This window comes from Parasphingorhabdus sp. (genome assembly GCF_036568145.1).
Classification (GTDB): domain Bacteria; phylum Pseudomonadota; class Alphaproteobacteria; order Sphingomonadales; family Sphingomonadaceae; genus Parasphingorhabdus.
Window position 1 is genome coordinate 54,590 of record NZ_DATCTC010000033.1, and the last position, 17,498, is coordinate 72,087.

A 17,498-nucleotide genomic window follows, 5' to 3' on the forward strand; every position below is an offset into this window, starting at 1 on the left:
CACGCAAGCTGCCCCTCTGCCAGATTGACATTTACCACTTACGGCAACACACAGACGCCCATGACACAAAACATGACACAAAAACAGACACAGGTACATATTATTGGCGGCGGACTCGCCGGATCAGAAGCGGCATGGCAACTGGCCCAGGCAGGCATCAAAGTGCGCCTTTCCGAAATGCGCGGAAGCGGTGACATGACGCCAGCGCACCAGACCGACGGGCTGGCGGAGCTGGTGTGTTCCAACAGTTTCCGCTCCGACGATGCAGAGAAAAATGCTGTGGGATTACTCCACGCCGAAATGCGCGATCTGGATTCCATAATCATTGGTGAAGGGGACAAGAACCGCCTTCCCGCCGGCTCCGCGCTCGCCGTGGACCGCGACCATTTTTCCGCTGCCGTGACCAAGGCCTTAAGTGAGCATCCCAATATCGAGATTGTCCGCGAACGGATAGACCAGCTTCCCGAAAGCGGCCTCACCATAGTCGCCACCGGACCGCTTACTGCCATGACACTGGCGCAAAGCATCGGCGCGGCGACGGGCGAGGATTCTCTGGCCTTTTTCGACGCCATTGCGCCGATCGTCTATAAAGACAGCATCAACATGGATATCGCGTGGATGCAGTCGCGCTGGGACAAGGTCGGTCCCGAAGGTGATGGCAAAGACTATATCAACTGCCCGATGGACCGCGAGCAATATGAAGCCTTCATTCAAGGCTTGCTGGACGGCGAAAAGACCGATTTCAAGGAATGGGAAAAGGACACACCCTATTTCGAAGGATGCATGCCAATCGAAGTCATGGCATCGCGCGGCCCGGAAACGCTGCGTTTCGGCCCCATGAAGCCGGTCGGCCTGACCAACGCCCATACGGGCGAGAGCGCTTATGCCGTGGTGCAGCTTCGTCAGGACAATGCGCTGGGCACGTTATGGAATATGGTCGGGTTCCAGACGAAACTGAAATATGGTGCCCAGACGGACTTGCTACGTTCGATCCCCGGTCTGGAAAATGCCGAATTCGCTCGTCTTGGCGGATTGCACCGCAACACGTTCATCAATTCGCCCAAGCTGCTCGACAAGGAAATGCGCCTGAAAAAAGCGCCGCATATCCGCTTTGCCGGGCAGATTACCGGCTGCGAAGGCTATGTCGAAAGTGCTGCGGTCGGCCTGATGGTGGGACGAATGGTGGCGGCTGAGATCAAGGGAGAGGCTTTTGCCTATCCACCGGAAACCACGGCTTTCGGCGCGTTACTGTCCCATATTACCGGCGGCGCGGACGCGCGAGATTATCAGCCAATGAACGTTAATTTCGGACTGTTCCCGCCCTTTGAAAAACGGGTGAAGAAGAAAGAACGCAAAGAGGCTTACACCGCCCGCGCGCGTAAGGATTTTGCCGAGTGGCAGCAGTTATCGGAGGACAATAGCCAGGCAGCTTAGCACTTACAGCGCGGCTGCGGGCTGCGTTTCGGGCGGGTTGTCCGGAACTCGGCGCGGGTCAATTTGCCATCGCCATCACTATCCGCATTGGCAAAGCGGTCGCTTGTTGACACCGCCCATTCTTCAAATGTCAGCAGGTTGTTGCCGTCTTTATCGAGCTTCTTAAACGCTTTCGTCCGGCTGCTCATCATTTCAAGCCGGGTGATGATTTCATCGCGGTTACGGTCATATCGATTGAAACGCCGTTCTTCGCGGGATGTCTTATGCGCTTTCGGAGGAGTTGGCGGCGCTGGTCCAAGTGACGGGGCGTTACCATCCGCCTCTGGCAATCCCTCTGCTATCAAAGGCTCCGGCGGTGGCGGCGCGTTGGGGATGACGACTTCCTGCCCCTTGGCGCCAAACCATATGAAGAGACCGGCGATCATCAGAAACATCATACTACCGGCACCGGCGATATATCGTTTCATGTGCCGCTTATTTCCCCCACACTGTTTTTAGTGGTGTTAACAGCCGGTTATGCCATGCCATATAATGTTACTCGCGACCTCTGGCCGGTAAAGGTCGGCTGTTAACGACCTCTTTGTTACATCGCTTTGCACGAGTTTACATAAAATTGAGAGCACTCGTCCGCTTCTGTCAAAAGTGACCGGTGAAACAGGCTGAAAAAGCTGGCAGCATTTCTCAAAAGCCTGCTCCCGCATATTCTCGTCGGAACAATGGCGCGCAAAATCCCACAGCGCCCATGCTTGCGCCCCTATCTTTTGGTTTTCTGTCAGGGGCTCATCTTTACCGGCACGGGCAAATGCAAAGACCCCCTCCCCGCGTTTCACAGCATATTGGTCAAACTGGCGATCATCCCATGGAAAATCGTCGAGCAGATATTCCCACCCATCCAAAAGATTGAACAAAGGTGCCAGATCAACCCCCTGCTGCTGCACGTCATTGATGCGCGCCACCAACGGCTCCCCCGTCGGGCGCTGTGCGACAGGCTTGGTTAAAATATCCCGCCACCAGGTTAACCGCATTTGTCCAATCAATGTTTCCGAAGTTGACCGGATAACTTCTGCGAACCTGTTATCCAGCGCGATAACCAGCGCGTAACGGGAACGATCAGACCGTTTTGCATAGGCCAATATCAACCGGTGCAATGGATCAAAGGGTAAGGGCGCTTCGTTCATGGTCACGCCGTTGCCAGTTTTCTGCCGAAAATCAAGGTAAAGATCGATTTAACCACAAGCCTTTGTCAGCCGCTAACCCTTTTCTCTCTATCTGTAAGGATAAGTTGCATTTCGTCGGTTCGTCCGACTTTGCACAAAAAAGCATAAGGCCAGGGGCATGGTTGACAAAGACGAGATAAAATCGCGGAAGTCATTTTTGCAAAAACTGCGCAGTGATACTGCCGGTAATACGATGGCAATGGCTGCTGCTGCACTTTTCCCGATCGCTGGCATGATTGGCGGAGGCGTTGATATTGGCCGTGCCTATATGGCGAAGGCCCGGCTTCAACAAGCCTGCGATGCCGGAGCTTTGGCGGGGCGCCGCGCTATGTCCGGTGCTACTATGTCCGAAAGCGATAAAGCGGAAGCCCTGAAGTTTTTCAACTTCAACTTTCAAGATGGCGTCTTCGGAACAAACTCGTTTCAGAAAGTCGATGGAATAGACAATCCGCGCTTCATTGATGGGCCGGGTGACCGGACGGTTCAGGGCTTTGCGGAAACCACAATCAATACATCTATCATGCGGATTTTCGGCTTTGAAGAAATGTCGCTCAAAGTGAGTTGCACCAGTCGCCTCGATATCGGCAATGTCGATGTGATGATGGTGATGGACGTCACCGGATCGATGGACTGGAAGCCCAATGGTTCCTCAACATACAACGAATCCGAAAAACGGATTACGGGCTTAAAAAACGCAGTAAAAGAATTTTATGATATCCTGGGACCGGGCGGCGGAACGTCCGGCAGTCAAGTCCGCTATGGCTTCATGCCATATAACGCGATGATAAACGTCGGCGAGACATTATATGATGAAGATCCTAGCTGGCTTGTTGGTGGGACCGGTGTCGCCGAAGAGGATGAATGGCACTATCAAACGCGCCGGGCGCATTGGAAGATTTATTCCGAGTACTTGCGAGATGTCGTCGGAGTTAACACTGATAGTAGTTACAGTGCATGTCAAAATGAGTTCAGCGAAACTCGCAACGGCTACTATTATGAATATAGTTCTGGAGAGTATAACTGGTACACAAAAAAATGTACCCGCGATGGTAAGGAATATGATGCGCCGCCTACCAAAGTCGAGGAATGGGAACCAAATGCAGTTTTTGATTTCTGGGAATATGACCAATTTCCGCATGATGTCTCGACTTATGTTGCGTCAATAAAATCGAGTAATCCTAAGGTTCTGCGTCCAACTTTATATAACAACCCGAACGATCCTACAGATGGCCCCTCGGACCGATGGGATGGTTGCATCGAGGAACGCGATACAGATTCCAGCATTGAACCAACAACCAATGCCATACCGGCCAATGCTTATGATCTAGATATTGACCTTATTCCATCAAGCAAGGCAACACGCTGGCGCCCATATTGGAAGGGTGTAGAATATCGCCGCAGCGGTAGCCAAGTATCATCCTCCGACTGTCCGGCTCCTGGCCGGCGGCTGGCATCATACCCAACATATGATTCAAGCGGCACCGATTCCGACGGCAATGTGATTACGGGCAATTTAAAATCCTATATTGATGGCTTAAACCCCGCCGGTAACACGAACCATACTATCGGAATGATCTGGGGCGCCCGGTTCCTGTCAGGATCAGGCTTATTTGCTGCTGAAAATTCAAAGACGAAAAACGGTTTCAATATTTCACGTCATCTGGTTTTCATGACGGACGGTGATTTGAACGTCTTCCCTAATAGATATAATGTTTATGGCTATAACGAACTGGACGGTCGCTTGGGACCCACATGGTTGGGACAAAATGACTATGAAAAGCGACAGGCCCAGCGCTTCCAGTTAATGTGTAGCGCGGCAAAAGCGAAGGGCATCACAGTCTGGACAATCCAGTTTACCGCCTCATCGACAGTTGGAACAAACTTGTTGAATTGCGCCAGCAGTCCGAAACACGCTGCAGCCGCGACCAGTAACGAGGCACTGAAAAGCGCCTTTGGCAATATTGCAAAAACCATCGGTGGTTTGAGGTTGTCAAAATGAGCTATTTCAACCAACTGAAACATCGCCTGATCAAAAGCGAAGATGGTGCGACGCTGATGGAATTCGGCCTTGTCGTCGGTCCGTTGATGATGATCCTGCTGGGTATCATGGATCTCGGCTATCAAAGCTATCTGGATACGCTTGCCAAATCCAAACTGCACGAAGTCGCCCGTGATGCATCAACTGGCGAGATGACTGTCGAGCAAATCGAGATGGCTATCGAGGATGGTCTGGATGCCCTGACATTGAAAGATGCGAAAGTGACTGTCACGGTCAAAAGCTATTTTGATTTTACCAATATCGGAAAACCGGAAAAGCTGACTGTGGACAGCAACGGTAATGGCGAAGTTGATCCCGGCGACTGCTATATCGACAACAATAAAAACGGCGTGTTCGATGTGGACTATGGCATTCCCGGCACTGGTGGTCCCGATGACATCGTCAGCTATCAGATCGGAATCGAAACAAAGCGCCTGTTCCCGTTGGCAAAAATGTTCGGCTGGAGTGAAACCATGACAAGCTCCAACAGCACTGCCGTTCGTAATCAACCTTACGGCGCACAGGTCGATTTGGTCGAAACATGCGAGTCAGCGCTATGATATTGAAAGCAGCAAAAACACACTTCATGACCGTTTCCAGCAAGTTTCAAAATCTTGGCCTTGTCAAAGACACAAGCGGACTGGCTTTGATCGAGTTTGCATTTACCGCGCCCATCATGCTGACTGTTGGCCTGACAGGGTTGGAAACAGCACATCTGGCAACTTCCCATATGCAGGTCAGCCAGATCGCGATGCTGGCAGCAGACAACGCCTCGCGCGCGCGCGAAAGCATCGACGAAGCAGATATTCGCGAGATTTTTACCGGACTGGACCTGACCGGCGACAGCATAGTTTTCTCTGAAAACGCACGGCTCATTCTGTCCAACTTTGAACATAACGGAAAGTCCGGTGCCAGCGCAGGTTACTGGATCAGGTGGCAGCGTTGCTATGGTGGGAACACCAAATATAGTTCCAGCTTTGGCGTGGAAAATGACACATCTGAAAATGGTGCCAGCGGTTCACTAAATTACAACGCGGACCTTGAAGACGGAATTGGGCCGGTAGGCAATAAATTGACAGCATCGGGTACGAGCGGGATCAATTTTGTCGAAGTCATTTATGATTACAAGCCGCTGGTATCCGAACGCTTCTTTGGCGATGTTGTCATCCGTTACCAAAGCGCATTTGTCGCGCGCGAACGCGACGACCATGCGCTGCGAAATGCAAGCGGCATTCCGCAGTCACAGCTTTGGACATGCGATGTCTATGCGACGATTGATAACCCGCCGGGCAGTTGACCCTGCCCGACTGGTTCTCAAGGCCTTCTCTTATCGATAGCTAACTTTCTTCACCGCCTCGATAATCCGGGCGCTGTCGATCAGGGCTGCTTTTTCCAGATTCGCGGCATAAGGCAGAGGGACATCTTCGTTGGTGACACGCAAAACAGGTGCATCGAGATCATCGAATCCCTTTTCCATGCACAGCGCGATAATCTCGCTGGAAATTGAGCAAGTCGGCCATCCTTCTTCGGCAATCACCAGACGGTTGGTCTTCGCCAGGCTCTTGAGAACGGTTTCGGTGTCCAGAGGACGCAAAGTACGCAGATCAATAACCTCTGCATCAATCCCCTCACCCGCAAGCACATCCGCCGCTTCAAGCGCCAGACCGACGCCTATCGAATAGCTAACGATCGTGACATCCGCGCCTTCTCTCACTATCCGCGCCTTGCCGATGGGCAGGACGTAATCGTCCATATCCGGGATCTCGAAAGAACGCCCATAGAGCAGCTCGTTTTCGAGGAAAATGACCGGATCGGGGGAACGGATCGCGGCTTTCAGCAAGCCCTTCGCATCGGCTGCATCATATGGTGCAATCACGATCAGGCCCGGAACATGGGCATACCACGAAGCATAATTCTGGCTATGCTGCGCTGCCACGCGCGATGCCGCGCCATTGGGACCACGGAAAACTATCGGACAGCGCATCTGCCCGCCCGACATATAATTGGTCTTGCCCGCCGAGTTGATAATCTGGTCAATGGCCTGCATCGCAAAGTTGAAGGTCATGAACTCGACAATGGGCTTCAGGCCGCCCATGGCCGCACCAACACCAATTCCAGCGAAACCATGTTCGGTAATCGGCGTGTCGATCACCCGCTTGCCGCCAAATTCATCAAGCAAGCCCTGCGTAACCTTGTAAGCGCCCTGATATTCAGCAACCTCTTCGCCCATGACGAAGACAGTGTCATCCGCGCGCATTTCCTCTGCCATCGCATCGCGGAGTGCTTCACGCACCGTGATTGCGACCATAGCCGTGCCCTCCGGAACATCCGGGTCACTAGCGCGGGACACCGTGGCAGCCGGTGCCTCTTTGGTAATTTCAGGGCTATCTTCTGATTCTGGCTCTGACTCTGCCTCAGATTCTGATTCTTTTTCCGGTTCTTCTTCTTCAGATGCCTGCTCAGCCTTGTTATCGGAAGCGGTATCCGGGCTTTCGTCTTCGCCTTCGTCCTCGCCCGCCATTTCCGCGATAACTGTTCCGACTTTCACGCCATCCGTGCCTTCTGCGACGATGATTTTGGTTATCTTGCCTTCGTCAACCGCCTCAAACTCCATCGTTGCCTTGTCAGTTTCAATCTCCGCAAGAATGTCACCGGAGCTGACGTCATCGCCTTCTTTAACCAGCCATTTGGCAAGCGTGCCTTCTTCCATAGTGGGCGACAGAGCGGGCATTTTAATTTCGATAGCCATCAATATTGCTCCACCAAAACGTCAGTATAAAGTTCAGCCAGTTCTGGTTCGGGCGATTCCTCGGCAAAGTCTGCCGCCTCCATCACCGTCTTACGCACTTTTTTGTCCAGAGCTTTCAAATCTTCTTCCTTGACCCCTTGTTTCAACAATAAGGCTTTCAACCCTTCAATCGGGTCAGATTTTTCGCGCACACCCTGTACTTCGTCCCGGCTGCGATATTTTGCAGGGTCGGACATGGAGTGGCCGCGATAGCGATAGGTTTTGAGTTCCAGCAGCACCGGCCCCTTGCCGCTGCGCACAAATTTCAATGCTTCTTCAGCAGCCCCGCGCACAGCAAGCACGTCCATACCGTCAACCTGGACGCCGGGAATACGGAAACTTTCACCGCGCCGATAAAGCTGGTCTTCAGCCGATGAGCGATTGACGCTGGTGCCCATCGCATATTGGTTATTCTCGATCACGTATATTACGGGCAGCTTCCACAGCTCCGCCATATTGAAGCTTTCGTAAACCTGACCCTGGTTTGATGCACCGTCACCAAAATAGGTCAGGCACACGCCGCCATCTTCCTTATATTTATGCCCAAAGGCCAAGCCGGTGCCCAAGGAAACCTGAGCCGCGACGATACCGTGCCCGCCGTAAAAGCCATGCTCGACAGAGAACATGTGCATCGAGCCACCCTTGCCCTTTGATATGCCGGATGCCCGGCCTGTCAGTTCCGACATGACAATATTGGGATCAATACCGCATGCCAGCATATGACCATGGTCGCGATAACCGGTAATCACGCTGTCTTTGCCCGGCTCGATTGCGGATTGCAGTCCGGTAACCACCGCTTCCTGACCGATATAAAGATGGCAAAAGCCGCCAATGAGACCAAGGCCATAGAGCTGCCCTGCCTTTTCCTCGAACCGGCGGATGAGTAGCATCTGCTCGTAAAATTGCATGAGCTCAGCCTTATCGGCTTTGTAAATTGGTGTTTTTAAAGTCGGCACTCGGCTAGAGGCCCGCGCCGGAGCTTTTTTCGATGCAGCCGCCGTTTTGGCGGGCGCTCGTTTGGCGGGGGCATTTGCGGTTGATGGAGCTTTCTGGGGAGATTTAGCCACGCTTGCAATTTCCTGTCTTATTTAATTATTTTCCTACCATAACATATAGGATAAATTTCCCAAGCCTTATACGCTTGGAATAGAGACAAAAAATGCCGTTCATCAGGTGAACTATTTTAGTGGAACAATAATCTCGTCCGGATGGACAAAATTGCCCTCTTTACGGAGTAATTCACCCACCAGATCAGGGTCCGCGCCAGAAGGGTCGAGCAGATCCACCCGGTTTTTCAATGCTGCGCGCTGCGCTTCCAGTTTCGCAAGTTGTTTGCTGCGGTTGTCCAATGCTGCGCGATATTCGCCCCACGCCAAGACACCGGTAGGACCAAGGACGGCATAGCCCGCAATGGCGAGCAGAACCAACAGCGCAACGCCGGGGCCAATTGCCGCTTTGATTAAACCACCAGTTTTCCCTTTACGCGCCATATTTCTCTTGAATCAGAATATCTATCCGCTTGCAAGCAGATTAACACTATTCACCCGTCAAAACCCAGTAAAAACTGGGATAAACGGGTCCAAGCGCCGTTTTACAGTGGTTAGCTGGCTGATGATCTCCTTTGGACAAGGAAGATCACCGCCTGACCAGTTCGGCCCGGATTAAGAAAAACCGGATCAAGAAAAAATGGAACGTCCGGCATAGCGGGCAACAGTTTCCAATTCCTCCTCAATACGGATCAACTGGTTATATTTTGCAAGCCGGTCCGAACGTGCAAGGCTACCGGTTTTGATCTGACCGCAATTGGTAGCAACCGCAAGGTCAGCAATGGTTGCATCTTCTGTTTCACCCGACCGGTGCGACATAACCGCGGTATAGGATGCATTCTGGGCCATCCGGACAGCTTCCAGTGTTTCAGACAGCGTGCCGATCTGGTTGACCTTTACCAACAGGCTGTTGGCAAGTCCGTCCTTGATACCTTGCGACAGACGAGAGGGGTTAGTCACAAACAAATCGTCACCGACCAGTTGAACACTATCACCCACAGCGTCGGTCAATAGCTTCCAGCCTTCAAAATCGTCTTCGGACATGCCGTCTTCAATCGATTTGATAGGATAGTCCTTGCAAAGCTCCGCCAGATAATCGGTCATTTCAGCGGGCGTCAATATCTTGCCTTCACCGGAAATGTGATATTTGCCATCTTTGAAAAATTCAGTCGCAGCACAATCCAGCGCCAGAACAACTTCGTCCCCTGCTTTGAAACCGGCTTTCTCGATAGAGGCCATGACAAAGTCCAGCGCGTCACGTGTCGATCCCAGATTAGGGGCAAAGCCGCCTTCATCACCAACCGCCGTGGCCAAACCTTTTTCCGCAAGACCGGATTTCAGCGTATGGAAAATCTCTGCGCCCCAGCGCACAGCCTCGGCTATGCTGCCCGCGCCCACTGGCATGATCATGAATTCCTGAAAGTCGATCGGGTTGTCTGCATGTTCACCGCCGTTGATGATGTTCATCATCGGAACAGGCATCACGCGTGCGGAAACTCCGCCGATATAGCGATAAAGTGGCAAACCGCGCGCATCAGCCGCCGCTTTTGCCGTGGCAAGACTGACGCCCAGCAAGGCATTGGCGCCAAGGCGGCTTTTATTGTCCGTGCCGTCCAGTGCGATCATGATCGAATCGATTTCTTCCTGATCCTCTGCATCATAGCCAAGCAATGCTTCGGTCAGTTCACCATTAACGGCTTCAACAGCTTTCAGGACTCCTTTGCCAAGATATTTGCTCTTGTCCCCATCGCGCAATTCGACAGCTTCATAAGCACCGGTGGATGCGCCCGACGGGACTGCGGCCCGGCCAAAGCTGCCATCTTCCAGCAGGACATCCACTTCCACCGTCGGATTGCCGCGGCTGTCCAAAATCTGGCGGGCGTGAATATCTAATATGGCGGTCATAGCGCGTTGCTCCTGCGAAGATTATTGTTGCGCTGCCCTTATCGCGCCCGCCTGAACAAGGCAATGCGCGAAGCGCGGATAATCAACTGTTCCACAAAAATTTTCATAAAAGCGATTCAGTTGTCCAACACATGAACCGTTCACTTGATTCATAGTGAACATGCACCATTTTAATGTTAGGGAACAGGAGATCGATTACATTAAACCGTCCAGAATATGATCTAGTTTTTTTAAGGAAGGGATTTTGAAAATGACCGCCGATGACGAAAAAAACACCACTGCGAGCAGCACGACGTCCTCCAAAAAAGCCGCTGCAAAACCGGCTACAAAAAAGCCCCTGACCAAGCGGGCCACCAAGGCAAAATCAACAACCAAACCAGCCTCTAAATCCACACCGGCCAAAGGTGTAGACGTAGACAAATCAACTGCATCAAAACCTTCAGCTCCCTTGAAAGCAGGCGCGACACGGGCTGCATCTTCAAAAGTCGGCGATGATACCGACCTGAAAGGCCGTGCAATCAATACGGTCCGCACTGCGGCTAACGAGGGAAGAACCATGGCAGGAGAAGCCATTGGAAGTTTCGGCGAGATGATCGAAAACAGTGCCAGATCCATTGATGAAAATCTGGGTGAGAAATATGGCAACTATGCCCGTTCGGCTGCTGATTCCGTTTCTTCCTTTGCCGACAAGCTCAACAGCAAGGATGTTGACGAAATGGTCGAGGATGCACGCGAATTTGTCCGCAAGAAACCCGCTATCGCCATTGGCGCCGCCGCCGTGGTTGGCTTGCTTGTTTCCCGTCTGATCAAGTCGGGGATGGATGACCGCACGTAATTTGCACTTAAATGTGTTTCACCAACTCCGCTTTCATCATGATGGATTATAGATGTTGGACAATAAAACCGTGGACGTAGAAAGCCCTCATCCTTCCGAAACGGATGAGCAGGATGATCGGGCCCATGAAGCCGCTTCTGGTGATAAATCGATCAAGATGCAGATGACCGATCTTGTCGATGATGTCCGTAAGTTGGCGGAAGCGGAGCTTGAATATTACCGGATTAAATTGTCCGTTAATTTGGCCGCCACCAAGACCGTTTTGCTACTGTTCAGCGCGGCTGCGGTAATTGCTGTCGTCGGTGCGGTTGCGCTGATCCTTGGCATATTGCTGATATTGACGCATTATCTGGGGCCAGTGGCAGCGACCTGCCTGTTGACCGGCGGGGCATTGCTGATCGCAACGGTTCTGACGAATATGGCAATCACACGGGCTCGCAAATTACCTCTGGATGAAATGACAAATGACTCAAAAAAATGATGACATATTCCGGTTGCGCTCTCTGGCTATCGAAAAGCAACAGGCGCGCGATACATTGCGGAAGGATCTGTCTGACACGAAAGAACGGCTTCGCCCGACCAATTTAATTCAGGAAGCCAAAAACAAAACTCTGGACCAGGTTCAAAAAACCGGTGAAGGAGCACTGCAAGGGATGAAAAACCATCCCGGCAAAGTGGCCTCTGTAGCTGCGGTTGCTGCTTTGGTGGCGCTGCGTAAACCGCTGGCCAAACATTATACCAATCGCAAGTCGGCCAATAGTGGCGATGCGCAAAATGATGCCGAGGAGTGAACCATGAGCAAATTATCAGAGAATATTGAAAAGGCCCGCACCGCTTCGCGCGAACGGTTCGATATCGCAAAGGAAAAAGCGGGCGACGGTGCCGGCATTGCTCTTGAAAAAATGTCCGAGAGCAAACAGCGCGCAGCGGCTCTATTGGGCGACGGCAAGACAAAGGCCGCCGAAGGCGTTGCCGCTACCAGGGAAATGGCTAAAACCGCGGTTAACAAATCGGAGGAAACGGTTACCAAACATCCTCTCGCTGTCGTTGCAGGCGGCTTGGCGCTGGGCGTGTTGGTTGGCGCATTGCTCCCCAAAAGCAAAGCCGAAGCCAAATATGTAGGCGGCACGGGCAAGAAAATTAACGAAACCGCCAAAAAAGCCTATGTCGCCGCAAAGGATGCCGGGCAGCAGCAGATTGAAACTCTCGGCCTTGGCAAAGATACGGTTCAGAGCCAGATCAAAGATCTACTTGGCAAAGTGATCGAAGCTGTTAAGAGCGCCGCCGAAGCTGCAAGCGATGCTGTCAAATCTGATAGGTCGGGCAAATAATGTAACGAACAGGAAAACCCCATGAGCATTAACAGCAAAATACATCTGGTCATGGGCGGACGGGTAAAGGATCCGCGCGGGTTGGATTTCGAAAATCTGGACCAGGTTGACCTTGTCGGCGTCTACCCCAATTACGAAGAAGCCGAAGAGGTCTGGCGCTCCAATGCCCAGCGCACTGTCGATGATGCAGAGATGAAATATGTCATCGTGCATCTGCACAGATTGCTGGAACCCGAATTGCCGCCCGAATTACCCGCTGCCGATTGAGCCAAAGCGCCAAAATTAAGATCAGGCGCTTCTAAACCGCCATAGCAGCAATGGCCGGGCTGCGATCAGTCCGGCAACAAACCCGCCGATATGGGCGAAAATCGCGATTTTGGTCAAGCTGCCATAAGTCGCGATCCCGATCATGAGCTGGATTCCGATCCACGCGGCGCTCAACCAGGCAATCCGCACGACATAACCCGGAATGGGGCCAATCGGCTTTACCTCGTTTCGCGCAAACAAAAGCGCATAGGCCCCCAATATGGCCGATATCGCTCCGCTGGCGCCGATCACCGGATTTACGGACTGGCTGTTAAACATATATTCCGCCAGCGCGGCCGTATAAGCGCCGAGCACATAGAGGAAAGCCATTAGTTTGGCACCAAGCACCTGCTCGACAAAACGTCCGCTGAATATCAGCATCAGCATATTGAACGCGATATGCAAGAACCCGGCGTGCAGAAATGCCGAGGAAATCGGCGTCAGCCACGCAGGGACCAATCCGCCATATGCCTCTAACGCGGGATAGCCCTCAACGCCCCACCGTATCGGAAAAAAACCACCACGCAGGATAGCATCATATTGCCAACCGGAAATCCAGAGCAACAGGAAGATCACCACATTAGCGATGACCAGCCCGTTGGTCAGCTTTCCATCCTGCATGTTCATGTCAGATCAAATAAATTCGATCTTTTCGAGCAGGTAATATTTGTCGCCTGACGGAACAGTGACTTCAATTTCGTCACCGACGCTGCGGCCAATAAATGCGCGGCCAATGGGGCTGTTATAGCTGATCTTGCCTTGCTTTACGTCTGCTTCGGCCTGACCGACAAGCTGATATTTCACAACTTTGTCATCTTCGTCGAGTAGAGTCAGAGTCGCACCGAAGACTGCTTTATCACCGGATAAAGTCTTGGGGTCGATCACCTGCGCCCGGCTCAGCTTGTCTTCGATGTCGCTAATGGACGCCTCGACCTGACCCTGGCGTTCTTTCGCAGCGTGATATTCGGCATTTTCCGACAAGTCACCATGCGCGCGAGCTTCCTCAATCGCGTCCACAATCCGCGGACGCTCTTCTTTCAGCACCTTCAGTTCAGCTTCCAACATCGCATGGCCTTCGGCCAGCATAGGTACTTTTTCCACAGCCATCTTGGCGTTCCTTCGTAAATTCGCAGCGGATTTCACCCCGCTGCGTCAAAAAAACTATATCCCCGGCGCGCTCCGTGATCGGGTAACGCCCGCAGTAAGACAGAATGTCGGAGAATTATTCCTGCGATGCCTTATAATAAGACTGAAGTGCACGAACTTCAAGAGTCTCCTCTCGCAAGGCCGCAATTGCCCTCATTGCGGCGACACTGGCCGTAGCAGTTGTAAAATAGGGAATTTTTCCTGACAACGCCCCGGCCCTGATGGATTTGGAATCTTTTAGTGATTGCCAACCCTCGGTCGTGTTAAAAATCAGGTCAATGTCCTGGTCAATCATCCGGTCAACAATATGCGGCCGACCTTCAGCGACTTTATTGACCTTATCGACCTTTATCCCCTGACCGACAAGATATTCGGCAGTGCCGCTGGTCGCGATAATCTTGAAGCCAAGTTTTTCCGCCAGCCTGACCGCAGGCTCGATTACCTTTTTGTCGGTATCCTTGACCGAAACGAACAGCGTTCCGCCATCGGGCAAGACATTGCCGGCGCCCAATTGCGCCTTAGCAAAAGCGATCGGAAAGCTTTTATCAATGCCCATGACTTCGCCGGTCGATTTCATTTCCGGTGACAATGCCGGATCAACACCTGCAAAACGGTTGAACGGGAATACTGCTTCTTTTACAGCAATATAATCAATATGCCTATCAATCGGCGGCAAGTCTTTCAGCTTCTCTCCGGCCATGACGCGTGATGCTATTTTGGCAATCGGCACGCCTATCGCCTTGGCGACAAACGGCACGGTCCGGCTTGCGCGCGGATTGACTTCGATAAGATAGACTTCGCCATCTTTCACCGCGAATTGAATGTTCATCAATCCCAGCACTTTCAGGCCAAATGCCAGCGCCTCTGTCTGACGCTCCATTTCGGCGATAATATCATCGCTGAGATTATAGGGCGGGATCGTGCAGCCGCTATCGCCGCTATGCACGCCGGCTTCTTCGATATGCTGAAGCACCCCGCAGACGACAACTTCATCACCGTCGCAAATGGCATCGACATCGACTTCCACCGCATCGCGCAGATATTGGTCAACCAATACCGGGCTGTCCCCCGACACCTGCACAGCGGTGTTGATATAATCTTCCAACTGGGCCGGACCATCGACAATTTCCATCGCACGGCCACCAAGCACGAAACTGGGCCGGATCAAAACCGGATAGCCAATGCGGTCCGCGATATTCACCGCTTCTTCTTCGGTCCGCGCCATACCGTTCTCAGGTTGCTTCAGCTTGAGGTCGTTGACCAGTTTCGCAAACCGTTCCCGGTCTTCCGCCAGGTCAATCGCATCCGGCGTCGTGCCCAAAATCGGTATTCCGGCTTCTTCCAGCGCAGAGGCGAGTTTCAAGGGCGTCTGGCCGCCAAATTGCACGATAACGCCGACCAGCTCACCCTTGCTCTGTTCAACATGCAGGATTTCCAGCACATCTTCCGCCGTCAATGGCTCGAAATACAGCCGGTCCGACGTATCATAATCGGTCGATACGGTTTCGGGGTTGCAGTTAATCATGATCGTTTCATAACCGGCATCGGCCAAAGCGAAACAGGCGTGACAGCAGCAATAATCAAACTCGATACCCTGCCCGATCCGGTTCGGTCCGCCGCCCAGAATGACGATCTTCTTACGATCCGAAGGCTGCGCTTCGTTTTCCGGTTCCCCGAAAATCGGCGATTCATAAGACGAATACATATAAGGCGTCTTGGCCGCAAACTCGCCCGCACAGGTATCAATCCGTTTAAAGACAGGCCGCACGCCCAGCTTGTGACGCAGAGCCCGGACTTCTTTCTCGGTGGTTGCGCCCGCCATCGCGGCGACGGCATCATGCACAAGGCCGTGACTTCCGGCGACCGTGCGCCCTGCCCCGCCTGCAACATGCACGGCATCAACCGCCAGCTTGGCAAGCCGCTGGTCCGAAAATCCCATGGATTTCAGCTTGCGGAGCGCCTGCGCATCATTGGGCAAGCCATTGTCGAGAATGCCCTGCTCGGCATCCAGTATTTCTTTAATCCGCTCCAGAAACCACGGATCATAATGCGCGATTTCATGGACTTCCGCGACAGTGAACCCTTCACGCATCGCCTGGGCCGCGACAAGAATCCGGTCAGGCGTAGGCAGCGCCAGTGTCTCCGCAATCTTATCCCGCGACGCACCGATCAGTTCCTGGACACGGTTAAAACCGTCCAGCCCGGTCTCAAGCCCGCGTAGCGCCTTTTGCAGGGATTCATGAATGTTACGGCCAATCGCCATGACTTCACCGACGGACTTCATCGCGGTGGAAAGCAAAGGTTCCGCACCCTTGAACTTTTCAAAGGCGAAACGCGGGATTTTGGTGACGATATAATCAATGGTCGGTTCGAATGACGCGGGCGTTGCGCCGGTAATGTCATTGTCGATTTCGTCGAGCGTATAGCCAACCGCCAGTTTCGCCGCGACTTTAGCAATCGGGAAGCCAGTCGCCTTGGAAGCCAAGGCAGAACTGCGCGACACGCGCGGGTTCATTTCGATGACGACAAGCCGTCCATCCTTCGGATTCACTGCGAACTGGACGTTGGAACCACCTGTTTCAACACCGATTTCCCGCAGCACCGCCAAAGAGGCGTTACGCATGATCTGATATTCTTTGTCCGTTAGCGTCAGCGCGGGGGCAACGGTTATCGAGTCACCGGTATGCACGCCCATCGGATCAATATTTTCAATCGAACAGATGATGATGCAGTTATCCGCCTTGTCGCGGACAACCTCCATCTCATATTCTTTCCAGCCAATAAGCGATTCATCGATCAAAACTTCATTGGTTGGTGAGGCTTCCAGCGATGATTTGACATAATGGATGAACTCATCACGGTTATACGCCACGCCGCCGCCCGTGCCGCCCATGGTAAAGCTTGGCCGCATGATCGCTGGCAAACCGATATCTTCCAGAATTTCCAGCGCCTGTTCCAGGCTGTGCGCAACCGCAGAGCGGGGGCTTTCCAGACCGATCTTGTCCATCGCCGCCTTGAACTTTTCACGGTCCTCCGCCTTGTCGATGGCTTCGGCATCCGCGCCGATCATCTGCACGCCATATTTTTCGAGCACGCCCATTTTGTTGAGCGACAGCGCCGTGTTCAGCGCCGTCTGCCCGCCCATGGTCGGCAGGATCGCATCGGGGCGTTCCTTCTCGATAATCTTTGCGACTATTTCGGGCGTAATCGGCTCGACATAGGTCGCGTCCGCCATTTCCGGATCGGTCATGATCGTCGCGGGATTAGAGTTTACCAGGATGATCCGGTAACCCTCTTCCTTCAGCGCCTTACACGCCTGTGTCCCCGAATAATCAAATTCGCAGGCCTGTCCGATAACAATCGGGCCGGCGCCAATGATAAGGATGGATTTTATGTCAGTTCTTTTGGGCATTAGAGTCCTAAAAAGCTAGATAGGGGGAAAATGTTGCGAA

18 protein-coding genes are annotated in these 17,498 nt (G+C 52.7%); 9 read left to right on the forward strand and 9 right to left on the reverse strand.

Annotation, left to right across the window (positions count from 1 at the left end; genetic code table 11):
* The first annotated feature begins 72 nt into the window (after positions 1-72).
* The gene (trmFO, locus tag VIN76_RS13730; RefSeq protein ID WP_332042430.1) at positions 73-1,434 is read left to right on the forward strand and encodes a methylenetetrahydrofolate--tRNA-(uracil(54)-C(5))-methyltransferase (FADH(2)-oxidizing) TrmFO; all 1,362 of its coding nucleotides are present in this window, start codon (positions 73-75) and stop codon (positions 1,432-1,434) included.
* On the opposite strand, the gene VIN76_RS13735 is transcribed toward trmFO, so the two are convergent.
* Complete coding sequence (locus VIN76_RS13735; protein ID WP_332042431.1) at positions 1,431-1,901, reverse strand: hypothetical protein; 471 nt, start codon at positions 1,899-1,901, stop codon at positions 1,431-1,433. The genes trmFO and VIN76_RS13735 overlap by 4 nt on opposite strands.
* A gap of 36 nt (positions 1,902-1,937) precedes the next feature.
* A complete protein-coding gene (locus tag VIN76_RS13740; protein WP_332042432.1) occupies positions 1,938-2,612 on the reverse strand; it encodes a hypothetical protein in 675 nt (224 codons plus the stop codon).
* A 157-nt stretch (positions 2,613-2,769) separates the two neighbouring features.
* On the opposite strand from VIN76_RS13740, the gene VIN76_RS13745 reads away from it, so the two are divergent.
* The 3 genes from VIN76_RS13745 to VIN76_RS13755 are packed head-to-tail and all read left to right on the forward strand — an operon-like array spanning position 2,770 to position 5,986.
* Positions 2,770-4,650, forward strand: a complete 1,881-nt coding sequence (locus VIN76_RS13745; RefSeq protein ID WP_332042433.1) for a TadE/TadG family type IV pilus assembly protein — start codon at positions 2,770-2,772, stop codon at positions 4,648-4,650.
* Complete coding sequence (locus VIN76_RS13750; protein WP_332042434.1) at positions 4,647-5,249, forward strand: TadE/TadG family type IV pilus assembly protein; 603 nt, start codon at positions 4,647-4,649, stop codon at positions 5,247-5,249. Before VIN76_RS13745 ends, VIN76_RS13750 begins: the two co-directional genes overlap by 4 nt.
* Complete coding sequence (locus VIN76_RS13755) at positions 5,246-5,986, forward strand: pilus assembly protein (protein WP_332042435.1); 741 nt, start codon at positions 5,246-5,248, stop codon at positions 5,984-5,986. Before VIN76_RS13750 ends, VIN76_RS13755 begins: the two co-directional genes overlap by 4 nt.
* Before the next feature lie 30 nt (positions 5,987-6,016).
* On the opposite strand, the gene VIN76_RS13760 is transcribed toward VIN76_RS13755, so the two are convergent.
* The 4 genes from VIN76_RS13760 to eno all read right to left on the reverse strand — a co-directional run bounded on the left by VIN76_RS13760 (position 6,017) and on the right by eno (position 10,428).
* On the reverse strand, positions 6,017-7,438 hold the full coding sequence (locus VIN76_RS13760) for a pyruvate dehydrogenase complex E1 component subunit beta (RefSeq protein ID WP_332042436.1): 1,422 nt from the start codon (positions 7,436-7,438) through the stop codon (positions 6,017-6,019).
* Entirely contained in the window at positions 7,438-8,544 is a 1,107-nt protein-coding gene (pdhA, locus tag VIN76_RS13765) for a pyruvate dehydrogenase (acetyl-transferring) E1 component subunit alpha (RefSeq protein ID WP_414696370.1), read from the reverse strand. The genes VIN76_RS13760 and pdhA overlap by 1 nt, the downstream gene beginning before the upstream one ends.
* 111 nt (positions 8,545-8,655) lie before the next feature.
* Positions 8,656-8,967: an FtsB family cell division protein gene (locus VIN76_RS13770; protein WP_332042437.1), complete on the reverse strand. Its 312-nt coding sequence runs from the start codon at positions 8,965-8,967 to the stop codon at positions 8,656-8,658.
* A gap of 186 nt (positions 8,968-9,153) precedes the next feature.
* Positions 9,154-10,428 (reverse strand): phosphopyruvate hydratase, encoded by a 1,275-nt coding sequence (gene eno, locus VIN76_RS13775; RefSeq protein WP_332042438.1) that lies wholly within the window; start codon positions 10,426-10,428, stop codon positions 9,154-9,156.
* A 250-nt stretch (positions 10,429-10,678) separates the two neighbouring features.
* Here eno and VIN76_RS13780 point away from each other — a divergent pair, with 250 nt between their 5' ends.
* From VIN76_RS13780 to VIN76_RS13800, 5 genes are read left to right on the forward strand one after another with little or no spacing between them, the layout of a single operon-like run.
* Entirely contained in the window at positions 10,679-11,263 is a 585-nt protein-coding gene (locus VIN76_RS13780) for a hypothetical protein (protein ID WP_332042439.1), read from the forward strand.
* Between the two features lie 52 nt (positions 11,264-11,315).
* On the forward strand, positions 11,316-11,744 hold the full coding sequence (locus VIN76_RS13785; RefSeq protein ID WP_332042440.1) for a phage holin family protein: 429 nt from the start codon (positions 11,316-11,318) through the stop codon (positions 11,742-11,744).
* Entirely contained in the window at positions 11,728-12,054 is a 327-nt protein-coding gene (locus VIN76_RS13790; RefSeq protein ID WP_332042441.1) for a hypothetical protein, read from the forward strand. The genes VIN76_RS13785 and VIN76_RS13790 overlap by 17 nt, the downstream gene beginning before the upstream one ends.
* A 3-nt stretch (positions 12,055-12,057) precedes the next feature.
* Positions 12,058-12,594, forward strand: coding sequence for a hypothetical protein (locus tag VIN76_RS13795; RefSeq protein WP_332042442.1), 537 nt, complete (start codon positions 12,058-12,060; stop codon positions 12,592-12,594).
* Between the two features lie 21 nt (positions 12,595-12,615).
* The gene (locus VIN76_RS13800) at positions 12,616-12,861 is read left to right on the forward strand and encodes a DUF4170 domain-containing protein (RefSeq protein WP_332042443.1); all 246 of its coding nucleotides are present in this window, start codon (positions 12,616-12,618) and stop codon (positions 12,859-12,861) included.
* 21 nt (positions 12,862-12,882) lie between these two features.
* Here VIN76_RS13800 and VIN76_RS13805 read toward each other — a convergent pair whose 3' ends face one another.
* The 3 genes from VIN76_RS13805 to carB all read right to left on the reverse strand — a co-directional run bounded on the left by VIN76_RS13805 (position 12,883) and on the right by carB (position 17,458).
* Positions 12,883-13,527: a rhomboid family intramembrane serine protease gene (locus tag VIN76_RS13805; RefSeq protein ID WP_332042444.1), complete on the reverse strand. Its 645-nt coding sequence runs from the start codon at positions 13,525-13,527 to the stop codon at positions 12,883-12,885.
* Between the two features lie 6 nt (positions 13,528-13,533).
* Complete coding sequence (gene greA, locus VIN76_RS13810; protein WP_332042445.1) at positions 13,534-14,007, reverse strand: transcription elongation factor GreA; 474 nt, start codon at positions 14,005-14,007, stop codon at positions 13,534-13,536.
* A gap of 115 nt (positions 14,008-14,122) precedes the next feature.
* A complete protein-coding gene (carB, locus tag VIN76_RS13815) occupies positions 14,123-17,458 on the reverse strand; it encodes a carbamoyl-phosphate synthase large subunit (protein ID WP_332042446.1) in 3,336 nt (1,111 codons plus the stop codon).
* Positions 17,459-17,498: the final 40 nt, after the last annotated feature.